The organism is Clostridium sp. C8 (genome assembly GCF_001010885.1).
In the GTDB taxonomy this organism is placed as follows: domain Bacteria; phylum Bacillota; class Clostridia; order Clostridiales; family Clostridiaceae; genus Clostridium; species Clostridium sartagoforme.
The window spans coordinates 61,635-74,440 of sequence record NZ_LBMX01000011.1 but is presented as its reverse complement, the minus strand read 5'-3'; the positions used below and the strand labels follow the sequence as shown (position 1 = coordinate 74,440).

Sequence of the window (12,806 nt, the reverse complement as noted above, 5' to 3'; positions counted from 1 at the left end):
AAGCTTAGCTTGATGACATTGCCCCGAAGGCCCTACTATAGCTACTAATTCACCATTATTTATAGATAAATCCAAGCCCCTTAAAGCATTTACCTTATTCTCTCCTGTACCATAAAATCTCTCTATAGATTTCATTTTAATTAATTCCATAACTATTCCCCTTTTATTAGATAATTTAACCTATTTTTACTTATGTTATAGATAGGAACTAGTGCAACTATAGTCACAATACCAAAGACTATTAATGTGGTTTGAGCAAAGGCTCCTAAATCAAAATTTATTATATCTGTTACTATCTTGGTTTTTGTTCTTATAAGAAAATAAATAGATATTATAATAGATAAAATAAATAAATATAAATGTTCTAAAAATACTCTCATATATATATCACTATAAGTAGCTCCATGCATTATATGTAAAGAGAATTCTTTTCTTCTAGCATTTATTCTATTTGAGAAAATGGCCAAAAGTCCTATGATAACAAAAAATATAACTATATAAACAATTAATATTTTTATATTAGCGTTATAATTTATTACATCTATAAAAGAATCTATATTTTCTTGTGGGTTAGTTATAGACAACTTAACATCGTACTTTTTAGCTAAACCATCTATTTCTTTTTGTATCGAATAAAAATCTGCATTTACATTATTCTCATTAATTAATAAAGCATTATTTAAATTAGAAACTGAAATATTATTAGGAATAGGAGCTATAGCAAAGGTATTTAAATTTTTAGCTCTAGTTGGATCATAAATACCCTTATCTAGATAAAATTGATTTTTTTCTAAAAATCCTTCTACCTTATAGTTTGTATATTTAGTTTCTATAATATCATTTAGCTTAAATATTTTTTTATAAGAATCTCCTAATATTATAGGGATTATTTTCCCTTCCATTTCTTTGTCATCTAATTTGTTATAATTATTAAATTCATTTAAATTACCTTGAGAAAGCTTAATATTAAAAGTTTCAAAAAAATTAGAGTTACATTGTAATGAATTAATTGATTTATATTCATCATCATATTTATGAAGTTCTTGATCTAAAAATTCATCTATATTTTCAAAATCTTTTACAAGTATGCCTCCATAGGTCACTACTATTAAATTATATTTATTTTGAATAGCTTTATACAATTCTGGGAACTTATTAAGATCTTCACTATCTTTTGAAAAATCGTCTAAAGATTTATATTTAGACATCATTGAATATATAACTTTATCTTCAGTTATTGTTTTCATAAGATTTAATTTAGCATTTTCATAATTCTTTATTTCATTAACTCTATATAACAAAATAATTGCCATAGTTATTTGAATTAAGATTATTACTTTAAAAATAAAGCTATTCTTTAATTCTCTAAAAGAATACCATAAATTATTCATTTTAGTCTTCCTTTCATAATGATTATAGGTTGAACTTTTATAGCTTTTATAAATGGAATTATAGCTGCTAGTAGCCCTATAAACATAAATACTATTGTAGCAATTAATACATTTTCCAAATATATATCAAAAGAAAACATAGGAAACATTGTGCTAAGTATGCTCTTAAAAATATAATGTAACAGTAAGCCTATAAATATAGAAAGCAGTATACTAAGTTCATATCTTTTTAATATAAACTTTACCATAGATAAGTTTGTAGCTCCATATGCTTTTCTTATTCCTATTTCTTTAATACTTCTATCAAACCAAAAATATACTACAATAATAAGATTTAATATTCCAAATCCAAATATCATTTTGAATATGTATATGAAATCACTATAATTTTCAAATATATCTTTTATAGATATTTCAGTATTTTGATTATTAGCTTCAGAAAATTCTAATAGAGAATTATTGTTTAAGCCTATGTTTTTATAATTATCTAAAATAGAATTAAGATCTTCCTCTAAAGATACATTTAAGGACCAAGTTGCTCTATTATCAGAATAATAATCCATAGATTTCATATTTACTATAAAAAGATCATCATAACCTGTTTTTTTATTATCAATACCTAATATTCCCAAAACCTTATATTTAACATCATCTATAGTAAAATATTCTATACCATCTTCTGATATAATATTCTCTTTTAAATTTTTACCTACTAATACTAACTTTTCTGTTGAATTTATTTGTTCTAATGTAAAATCTTCTCCTTTAAGAATTGGGAAGTTATTATTAATATTGTAGTTGTAATATAGAGCTTTTCCAAATAAAGTATTAGTTGCTAAATATTTAGGGATAGGGTTAAATTCTAAATAAATATCAGAATCCTTATAAGAATCTAATACTTGTACCATTTTTTTGAATTCTATTTTCTTTGATTCCTCTTTAGAGTCATCAAATTTAAAGGCTTTAGTATTGTTATTTTTAAAATTATTTACTTCTTTAATATTTTTATAATCACTTATTACTATGCTAGTAAATAAGGAAAATGTGAATACTATAAGAGAAAATATAGTTATTATATATCCCACACTTTTGTATTTTCTTATATTAATCATTATATCACCTTTAAAAATAGACTATGTTTAACCATAGTCTATTCCCTATAACTCTTTATTAGTATAAACGTGTAAATACACTACTACTTCCATTAGAAGTTCCCACACTACCATATGCATTGTTTCCGCCAGATCTACTTATTGTTCCTGAATATGCATAGTCTGAACCGGTACCAACTGATCCCGCGCCAATAACATAGCCCTGATAATTAACTATTTCTACATATGCTTTTACAGCGTTATATCCAGATTCTCTATATGCCTTTGTTGCTGCATAACAACCACTAGAAGTCCTCTCTCCCTCTATATGTCCAGAATATACTGTATCTCCGCCTTGTCCACTAACTGTAGGTCCTACAACAGCACTTGCTAATATTCCTGTTGTAGATAATATTCCTAATGCTAACGAAACTGTCTTAATAATTTTTTTCATTTTGCCTCTTCTATCTGTAATTATATTATTATATTTCTACTTTCAAGCTTGTCTGCTTTTCTAGAATAACATACGCTCATTGAAAATATTGTCAAAATTTCATATATCTCTCTAAAAATTTCTCCTATATTTCGACATGTTCCTATGAAATTTATACTTCATTAATGTTAAAACTTTAAATAAAGTTATTTTGCCTACCGATATACAACATTTATTATCAAGTAAATTAAAAAGGATTGAGACTGGTTTAATACCATACTCAATCCTTTGGAACTGTATAATAAAATTATCTAATATTTGAGGTTTTAATTATTAGTAAATTATTTTAATTTATTTACTTGCTAGTCTGTTATATAATTCTTGAATATTATTATCTGTTAAGAAGTTTTGAATACCGATGATTTCTGCACTTGGGCAAGATTTTCTTGCTCTTTCTATTAAAGTTACATGAGTAACTACAATGTCAGCATCTTTATCTATATCGTCAACAGATGCATGTTTTACTTCTATTCCTAAGTTTAAATCTTTTATTTTATTCTTAAACTTTGAAGCTCCCATTGCACTTGATCCCATTCCTGCATCACAAGCAAATATAATTTTGCTTACATTGCTTTTTACTGTAACTTTCATATCTTTTATTTGTGCTTTTGCAACTTCTAAATCTTCATCTTTACTATTTTTTGAAGCCTTTTTAACAAATGGTGATGCTACTAAGAATGATACTACTGTAGCTACTAATACCCCTGCTAAAACTGGGAATAATCCTCCCTTAGGTGCCATTGTCATTAATGCAAATATACTTCCTGGTGATGGTGTTGCAACAAGTCCTGCTCCTAATATTGAGAATGTAAATACTCCTGAAGCTCCCCCTGCAATTACTGCTAATATTAAAGCTGGATTCATTAATACATATGGGAAGTAAATTTCGTGAATTCCTCCAAGGAAATGTATTATTGCAGCTCCTGGAGCTGATTGTTTAACAGATCCTTTACTAAACATCCAATAAGCTAATATTATACCAAATCCAGGACCTGGGTTTGCTTCTAATAAGAACATTATTGATTTTCCAGTTTCTTGAACTTGTTCTATTCCTATTGGTCCTAAAATACCATGGTTAACAGCATTATTTAAGAATAATATTTTTGCTGGTTCTATAAAGATTGAAATTAAAGGTAATAATCCTTTTCCAACTATAAATTCTACACCTACTTTTAATATTCCTGTTATTGCAACTACTACTGGACCTATTGCAAGGAATGCAAGTATAGCAAGTACCATTCCTAAAATACCGATAGAGAAATTGTTTACTAACATTTCAAAGCCTGCTGGAACTTTTCCATCTATAGCTTTGTCGAACTTCTTAATTACGAAACCAGCTAATGGTCCCATAATCATTGCTCCAATAAACATTGGCATGTCCGCTCCTACTATTACACCCATAGTAGCAACTGCCCCTATTACTCCTCCTCTTAAACCTCCTACCATCTTACCACCTGTGTAACCAATTAATAGTGGTAATAAGTACTTAATCATAGGATCAACTAGTGAACTTAGTGATTCGTTTGGTAACCAGCCTGTTGGTATAAAAAGTGCAGTTATTAGTCCCCAAGCTATAAAAGCTCCGATATTAGGCATTACCATACCACTTAAAAATTTACCAAATCTTTGCATTGTATCATTTGTTTTTAATTTAGTGTTTGACATAATTCCACCCTCCATTTAATTTATAATTGCTGTCTTTTCTTCATGTAAACTTTTACTTTATGACTTAATTATATTTTCTTATTCACAACAATTCAATTTGAAGAAACCTTCCTTTTGTCATCTAATGTTGGTGACAAATTTACACTATAATTTATTCATAGTCTAAAATAGTTCACAGTTCACAAGGCACAGTTCACAGTTATTAGCCAGTTAACAGTTGATAATTAAGGGATGAGAGTTGAGAGTTTCGTAGTATTTTTTTAATTCAACAACGCTGAATTATTCCTATAATTTTCCATACAAAACTATCAATTCTCAATTAAAAAGGTAACTATAAACCAAAAAGGCATCATATTACCAGATTTTAATCTGCTAATATGATGCCTTTTTGAGTGCTTGTATTATTTTTTCTTATTCTATATCGTTTATAGCTTTTATAAAAGCCTTTTCTTCTAAATCTTCAAATCCTCTAAATATTATTTGATCTATATCACTATTATTAAATACATAGCAATATTCCTCGCCTAAGTATCCCTCTGGATAAAGACAACCTAGATAGTCGCTTAATTCTTCTCCTCTTCCTACTAAAATCTTTCTCCCTATTATTATTAACTTTTTATATCCATCTCTCAATACAACTATTGATCCTAGTGGCAATAAATCCATTTTACGTCCTCCAGTTATACTATCCCCTAATTTATTTACTTCTTTCTAAACATCTATACTATATATTGTACTACATTCTGATAATAATATAAATATTACCTATCTTAACATTAAATATAAATAATTTTTTTAATAATATTCAATTATAAAAAAGCCCTACATCTATAATTAGTGTACGGCTTTGTGTTTGTACTTTATTTAAATCAAACTATAATAATTCATAATTTAAGCATAATGGTACATTATAATTTTCGCTTTTTATAAGGTCAGCATCTATATTGTAAATATCTTTTAAGACCTTTTTATTCATTATTGAATTTGGTTCATCATTATAAAGTATTTTCCCTTTTTTCATTGCTACAATAAAATCAGAATACTTTGCAGCATGATTTATATCATGTAATACCATTACTACAGTACATCCTTCTTTATAATTTAATTTTTTTACAATATTAAGTACTTCAAGTTGATGAGACATATCTAAAAAAGTCGTTGGTTCATCCAATAGCAATATATCCGTATCTTGAGCTAATGCCATTGCAAGCCAAACTCTTTGTCTTTGTCCACCTGACAAGTCTGATAATTCTCTATCTCTAAATTCAATTGTATTTGTTACTTTTAGTGCCCATTCAATTTTTTCTTTATCTTTATTAGTTAACTTATTTATATTACTTCTATGAGGATACCTTCCATAAGACACTAATTCTTCAACTTTTAATTGAGAAGGTGCAGTTGGATTTTGAGATAACATAGCCAATTTCTCTGCGATTTCTTTACTCTTCATATCATTCATATCTTTATCTAAAAGAAATATATTTCCCTTTTCCTTTTTAAGGATTCTTCCTATACTCTTTAATAAAGTTGATTTTCCACAACCATTAGCTCCAATAATACTAGTTATCTTCCCTTTTTCAAGAGTAAGGTCTAAATCTTCAATTATAATTTTTTTATCATATCCTACTTTTAATTCTTTTATATCAATAGCTTTTTTCATATCTTACCTCTTTACGATCTGTATAATAAATATATAAAATAAGGAATTCCAATTATAGATATAACTATCCCAACTGCTAATTCTGATGGTGCAAAAACAGTTTTAGCAATAAAATCTGATAATATTAAAAGAAGAACTCCAACTAAGATAGTTATTGGCATAAGTTTTCTATGCTTTATACCCACTAATTGCCTAGCTATATGAGGTGCCATTAATCCTATAAATCCTATATTTCCAGCAACACATACACAAGCGCTAATTAAACCAACACAAGAAAATAGTAATTTTCTCTTTTCTTTATCTAAATCTATACCAAGACTAACTATGCTACTTTCCTCTAACTGAAAATAATCTAATAAATGAACCTTTTTATAAAGATATACACTTAAAATTATTATCCAAGGAAGCATCATATAAATAAATGTCCAATTTGCATTATATATTGAACCAGCTTGCCAAACTGCTGCAAATTCAAAATCTGAAGCATTCATCTTCATAGAAAAAAGCATTGAAATAGCTGAAAATCCACTATTTACTGCTATACCAGTTAAAATAAGTCTTTGCATGTCCATCTTTTTATTATTCTTTGAAAATATTAATATTATTAAAGCTGCTAAAAAACCTCCTATAAATCCAAATATAGGCATTGAGAAAATGCTCAAAAAATTACTTCCATCAGATGCTGATGCTTTAAAATTTATGAAATACATATACATCATTATTGCTGCTCCTGCACCAGAATTTATTCCTAGGATTCCCGGATCAGCTAATTCATTTTTTGTAATTCCTTGAAGAAAAAGCCCTGATACTGATAATCCTATTCCAATTAATATAGATATAATTATTCTTGGAAGCCTAAATTCAAATATCACTAATCTAAATTTTTCATTATCATTTAAATTAAATAGGGTTTGAAATATTTCAATTACACTTATATCGAACATTCCATTAGTTAGATGTAAGTAAAAAGCTAAAAATATTAATATAAGTAATAATATTATTACAAAAGAATATTTAAGTTTTTTATTATGCATTTTTTGCTCCTCCCTTAACTTTTATCATATATAAAAAGAAAGGTACCCCTATAATAGATGTTACAGTCCCTATAGGTGTTTCAAAAGGAAATGCTATGTATCTACTTAATAAATCACATAATCCTAAGAAAAAAGCTCCTCCAATTAATGAATAAGGAATTATATATTTATAATCATGTCCAACTAACATTCTTGTAATATTGGGTATTACAAGTCCTACAAAAGCTATTTTCCCAACTAAAGCAACAGAAATAGCTGTTAGTAATACAACTGATGTCATTGATAAATATTTAATTATATTTGTTTTTTGTCCTAAACTAATAGCTATATCTTCTCCTAAAGAAGTTATAGTAATATCTTTGGCTATTATTATGGCTATTAAAATACCAATAACTCCTATTGGTACTGTAAGCTTTAATAAATCACTATTTACAGTATGAACTTTTGTATTATACCAAGCTGAGATTGTCTGAGAAATTTGAAAATACATGGCAATAGCAGAACCTAAACTACTTAAAAAGCTACCTACTATTGTTCCTATAATTGCAAGCCTAACAGGAGATAAGCCATTTTTTATAGACGATCCTATACCTAATACTAATACAGCTCCTATTATAGAACCAATTATAGAAACTAAAATTAAACTTCCATTTGAAAGTCCTGGATAAAAAACCATTGCTATAGTAATTAGAAATGCTGAACCATCATTTACTCCCATTAAAGAAGGAGAGGCCAAATAATTTCTTGTTATACCTTGCATAATTGAACCAGCTACTGCTAAAAAACCTCCAACTAATAGTACAGCAATAGCTCTAGGCAATCTATTATTTCTAATTATTATATGATCTACATTGCTTTGATCAAATTTAAAAATAGCATTGTAAACAACTTCTTTTGGTATGGCTTTCGTTCCCATAGTTACTGATAAAATCGTTACACTAATTATTCCTATTATACATATTATAAAAATCAATAAATATTTTTTATTAAAATTCTTCATATCTATCCCCTTAAAGTTCGCGCTGAAGCTCAATGTAAAATTCAAAATTAAAGAAGAAACTCCTTTCGGAGTTTCTAAAATAGAAATATCTTTAGTAACTTGTTTCAAATTATATTAATAATTCTATATTTTTAATTTAATATGTTGCTACAGTACTATATATTATTTCAATAAATTATCAACAACTGCATCTAAGAATCTAACCTTTGACCAACCTGTTCCTCCTTGAGCTAAAGGTTCAACAGTATTTACAAATACTTTACTACTTTTAGAAGCTTCTAAGTTTTTAAATATAGGATTTTCTAAAAGTTCATTTAGTGCTTGTGGAGCATCTAAATTTTCACTATCTTCAAATTGTAAAAATATTGCATCTGGATTTATTTCTGCTAAAGTTTCAATTGTTATTTCAGCTTGTGCTTTTGATTGAGTAATCACCTCAGGAACCTTCACTCCTAAATCTGTATATAAAACTGGATTTAAATATACATCTGCTGGATATATATACATTAATCCACCTCTTACTCTAATAACTAAAATATTTTTATCTTTATACTTGCTTGAAATTTCATCCTTAGCCTTTGAAGCTTTTTCTTCATAATCTGAAATTAATTTCTTAGCTTCATCCGTCTTATTTGTTATTTCTCCTAAAGCTAGAAGATTATCCTTCCAATTTGATGATATATGTGAATATGGCAATGTTACTGCTATCTTATTTAGTTGAGTCATTACATCTTCTGAGAACTTTGAAGTTCCTACAATAACATCAGGATTTAATCCTAATATAACTTCTGGGTTAGGAGCTTTTTTATCTCCAACTAAAGTTACATCTTTGAAGTTCTCTGCTAAATATTTTGGAACCTCTCCAGCAACTTCTAAAACTCCATCTGCTTTAATTCCTAAAGCTGCTGCATCTTCCATACCTTCTAAACTTGCAAGAACTACTTTTTCAACCTTTTTGTCAAAAGAATATTCTTGTCCTAAATAATTTACTGTAAAGGAAGTATCTGAATTTTTTATCTCAGCTGTTTCCGGTGTTGTTTTTGCTGTGCAAGCTGTTAAGCTTGCAAATAAAACTGTTGATAGCAATAATGATAAATATTTCTTCATGTTTATCCCCCGTTCATAATGATAATCATTTTCAATTCATGAATATTTTATCAAATGCTTATGGAAGGTGAAATAGACTTTATTATTTTTTTTTTTGTACCTTTGCCGAATTTACTTTTTAATCAAAAAATTTTGAACAGCATCACTATTAATCTCTCTATATTTTCTAGGGCATATGCCTACATTTTTTTTGAATGTTTTACTGAAATAAAAACAATCATTATATCCAGTCATATCTGCTATTTCAGTAACTGTATAACTAGAAAATTTTAATAACCTTTTAGCTTCCTTTAATCTATATTCCGTTAAATATTTTATAGGAGATAGTCCTGTGACTTCTTGAAAAAGCTCACTAAATCTTCTTCTATCTACTTCTAATATATCTGATATATCACTTATTGATATTGAAGAATTATAATTTTTATTTATATATTCAATTCCCTTATTAACCAGCTTTAATTTATCATTATACTGTGACGTTCTTACATTTTTGATTAATGAATCTATTAAATTTATAAAATCAACTTTACAAGAAAACTTTGAATAATTATCTGGACTTAGGGATTTATCAATAATCTCTTCACAATACTTCACTAATGATAGTCTATCCTCAATCTCTAAATAAAAAGAGCTTTGTTGTATATCCTCAAACTTTTCAGTAGTACAAATATTTTTATAATGAACCACATAATATTCTATACCCACTTTCTCCGTTTCTACTTTTATCTTCATATTTGATCCACAATGAAGTATTATATTTTTATTTAAAATGTATTTATCTTCATTTAAAGAGAATGAACATTCTCCATTTATGGGTATTACAATTCCACATAAATTCTTAGCAGTTCGTCTATTAAGATCCTTTTCTTTAGGAGGCAAACTACTTTTAAAAATATCAACAAACTCCATAGAATTTTCAGAAAAATATTCAGTTAACCAATTGATACTTCTTTTCATATTCATTGACCTTTTCCTTTTATTATTTTATACTTGTGAATAAATCTTAACATAAAGGAGTTAATTTATGAATAATTTTAAAATAAAATCAAATTATACTAATAGCTTTTATGATATTAGTTTCTATATACCAGAAGAATCAAGTGAAAATAATTTACCACTAATATTGGTTTTAGACGGTGGATACTACTTTGATGTAGTAAAAGCTTGTGTAAAGCAACAAAGACAAGCATCTGCTAAAACTGGAGTTAAACCAGCTATAGTTATTGGCATTTCTCATCAAGAATTTGAAAAAAAAGAAAAGAGATTTTTAGATTTTACAGCTCCAGCAGATAAATACATAATTGATGAAAAAAGAAAATCAATAATCCCTGAAAACCTTGGTGGAAGTGAGGACTTTAACAAATTTATAGAAAAAGAACTTTTCCCAATAATTGAAGGTAATCTTAATTTTGATAAAAATAACACTACTATAATTGGCCATTCTCTAAGTGGCTATTATGTATTATGGAATTTATTAAAAGGATCAAATATCTATAAGAATATAATTTCCTTTAGTCCATCAGTATGGTGGAATGACTACGAACTTTTAAACTTTCCTAACTTAGAAAAGAGTAATAAAAATATTTTCATTGGAGTAGGCGAAAAAGAAGGATATATGGTTGATGGAGCACAAAAAATATATGATAAAATTAAAAATTTTAATAAAAATTGTACTATATATGTTGCCCCAGAAGAAAACCATGGCTCTGTAGTAATTACTAGTATAAGTAGGTCCCTTAGATATATTTTTTCACTTTAGTAATACTCTCATTAAGTAAACTTAAGAACTATATATTTATCCAGTATTTTTTATTTTTACTTAAAATTACATACAGACAGAACCGGATAAAAACACTAACTTATCTCTATAAACTGTCATATAATCAGCCTAATTATGAATAGATAATTCAAAATGGATAATTACTAATATAATTTGCTCCAAATTACTGAAAATACTTTAGTTTCGAAAAATCCTAAGATAATTATTGAATCTAAAGTTAAATACTCACATAAATATTTAAACTGAATATATTGTACTGGTACCACCAATAATTTTAGGAGTATGTAATGATATCAAAGCAAACATTTATTAATCAATCCCTAGAATTAAATCTATTCTTTCTAAGAATTATGAAAGAGCATTCTATATTCTTAGAAGCAGCATTTGCCATGAAAGATAGAAACCTTATTGCTCAAGCAGATGCTTTTAAAAATGAATTTGCTAGATTGCTTTCATTTGCAATCTCTTTATCAGATGGGGCTATTCCTTCTAGGGTATTAAAATCCGATGAAATTGTTACTAAATATACCTCAGAAGCTGAAAGAGCAACTGAATTTGTCACAGGAATTTCTATAGATTGAAGTATTACTGATAGAGAACTTTCACTAACACCTAATATGAATATAAAAAATATATCTATGCTGACAGAACAGGTTTATAGGTTAAATCAGAATTCTATAGCCGCAACAAATATGATAATTCAATTTAAAAGCAACCTTAAAAAAGATGTATTATCATGTATGTTATTCACTACTGCCTATCCTCTTCTGATTGATTATATACTTAGAGAAGCAATATTTTTCACAGAATTATTGACAAGATTACAAAATGGTATTGAGATTGATGTAAGAAAAGATATAATAGAACAAGAAACCTTCTGGAACAGAATAATGTCTGAACATTCCTTCTTTATTAGAGGCTTATTAGATCCTACCGAAGAAGAATTGTTTGACATAGCCAATAATTTTGGCAAAGAATTTGAAACACTTAGAAAAGAAGCCTCAAGCATTAATAAATCCTCATTAGAATTGTCTGACTTAACAGATAAAACTTTGGAGGAAACTATAAATATTAGAGACTTTAAGGCACAAGGTACTGAAGGACTTTTAGCCTGCAAAATAAAATCTATAATTGTCCCACTATTAGGAGATCACGTACTTAGAGAAGCCAATCATTATTTAAGTCTATTACAATCCTATAATTCCCTATAAAATACCTTGGTAACGGATTATATAAGTAATATAAAGTTATTTATATAATCCTTTTTAAATAAGAGAAGGATTTATTTTATAATTTTGAGTTATATGTCACTTAGTTAAAGTTATCATTCTCATAAAAAAGCTGCACATTCATCCACCTATTGTGAGAATGTGCAGCTTCATATTATACTTACTACTAAACTTCTTTAGATAATCTTTCTAAATCTGCTATAATAACTTTTACTAAATCTAACTTTCCTTTAGCATAATCCTTGTCAGTTAGCCAGTTTATTCCTAATTCTAATGCTTTTTCAGTTTCTTTATATTCATTTAGTAATGTCTTTATTAATTCTTCATTCATATATATCAACTCCATAAATTAATTT

General features: G+C 27.3%; 12 protein-coding genes and 1 pseudogene. 2 read left to right on the top strand and 11 right to left on the bottom strand.

Going from position 1 to position 12,806, the window contains the following annotated elements:
• Positions 1 to 152: 152 nt before the first annotated feature.
• The 10 genes from AAT22_RS01800 to AAT22_RS01755 all read right to left on the bottom strand — a co-directional run bounded on the left by AAT22_RS01800 (position 153) and on the right by AAT22_RS01755 (position 10,404).
• Entirely contained in the window at positions 153 to 1,391 is a 1,239-nt protein-coding gene (locus AAT22_RS01800) for an FtsX-like permease family protein (RefSeq protein WP_047000034.1), read from the bottom strand.
• The gene (locus AAT22_RS01795; protein WP_047000033.1) at positions 1,388 to 2,503 is read right to left on the bottom strand and encodes an ABC transporter permease; all 1,116 of its coding nucleotides are present in this window, start codon (positions 2,501 to 2,503) and stop codon (positions 1,388 to 1,390) included. The genes AAT22_RS01800 and AAT22_RS01795 overlap by 4 nt, the downstream gene beginning before the upstream one ends.
• 58 nt (positions 2,504 to 2,561) lie before the next feature.
• Positions 2,562 to 2,936, bottom strand: a complete 375-nt coding sequence (locus AAT22_RS01790; RefSeq protein ID WP_047000032.1) for a hypothetical protein — start codon at positions 2,934 to 2,936, stop codon at positions 2,562 to 2,564.
• A 330-nt stretch (positions 2,937 to 3,266) separates the two neighbouring features.
• Positions 3,267 to 4,640: a PTS mannitol transporter subunit IICBA gene (locus AAT22_RS01785; protein WP_047000031.1), complete on the bottom strand. Its 1,374-nt coding sequence runs from the start codon at positions 4,638 to 4,640 to the stop codon at positions 3,267 to 3,269.
• A gap of 411 nt (positions 4,641 to 5,051) precedes the next feature.
• Positions 5,052 to 5,306, bottom strand: a complete 255-nt coding sequence (locus AAT22_RS01780) for a DUF4176 domain-containing protein (RefSeq protein ID WP_016205817.1) — start codon at positions 5,304 to 5,306, stop codon at positions 5,052 to 5,054.
• A 208-nt stretch (positions 5,307 to 5,514) separates the two neighbouring features.
• On the bottom strand, positions 5,515 to 6,300 hold the full coding sequence (locus AAT22_RS01775; RefSeq protein ID WP_047000030.1) for an ABC transporter ATP-binding protein: 786 nt from the start codon (positions 6,298 to 6,300) through the stop codon (positions 5,515 to 5,517).
• An 11-nt stretch (positions 6,301 to 6,311) separates the two neighbouring features.
• Positions 6,312 to 7,334 carry an iron ABC transporter permease gene (locus AAT22_RS01770; protein WP_047000029.1) on the bottom strand — a complete coding sequence of 341 codons (1,023 nt, stop codon included), beginning with the start codon at positions 7,332 to 7,334 and terminating at the stop codon, positions 6,312 to 6,314.
• Positions 7,327 to 8,334, bottom strand: coding sequence for an iron ABC transporter permease (locus AAT22_RS01765; RefSeq protein ID WP_047000028.1), 1,008 nt, complete (start codon positions 8,332 to 8,334; stop codon positions 7,327 to 7,329). The genes AAT22_RS01770 and AAT22_RS01765 overlap by 8 nt, the downstream gene beginning before the upstream one ends.
• Positions 8,335 to 8,496: 162 nt before the next feature.
• Positions 8,497 to 9,441 (bottom strand): ABC transporter substrate-binding protein, encoded by a 945-nt coding sequence (locus AAT22_RS01760; protein ID WP_047000027.1) that lies wholly within the window; start codon positions 9,439 to 9,441, stop codon positions 8,497 to 8,499.
• Between the two features lie 111 nt (positions 9,442 to 9,552).
• Complete coding sequence (locus AAT22_RS01755) at positions 9,553 to 10,404, bottom strand: helix-turn-helix transcriptional regulator (RefSeq protein WP_047000026.1); 852 nt, start codon at positions 10,402 to 10,404, stop codon at positions 9,553 to 9,555.
• Positions 10,405 to 10,465: 61 nt separating this feature from the next.
• Here AAT22_RS01755 and AAT22_RS01750 point away from each other — a divergent pair, with 61 nt between their 5' ends.
• Together AAT22_RS01750 and AAT22_RS01745 are read left to right on the top strand one after the other, a co-directional pair.
• Positions 10,466 to 11,200, top strand: coding sequence for an alpha/beta hydrolase-fold protein (locus AAT22_RS01750; RefSeq protein WP_047000025.1), 735 nt, complete (start codon positions 10,466 to 10,468; stop codon positions 11,198 to 11,200).
• A 308-nt stretch (positions 11,201 to 11,508) separates the two neighbouring features.
• Positions 11,509 to 12,432: pseudogene (locus tag AAT22_RS01745) on the top strand (DUF2935 domain-containing protein).
• 184 nt (positions 12,433 to 12,616) lie between these two features.
• On the opposite strand, the gene AAT22_RS19230 reads toward AAT22_RS01745, so the two are convergent.
• On the bottom strand, positions 12,617 to 12,781 hold the full coding sequence (locus AAT22_RS19230; RefSeq protein ID WP_172654996.1) for a hypothetical protein: 165 nt from the start codon (positions 12,779 to 12,781) through the stop codon (positions 12,617 to 12,619).
• Positions 12,782 to 12,806 lie beyond the last annotated feature (25 nt).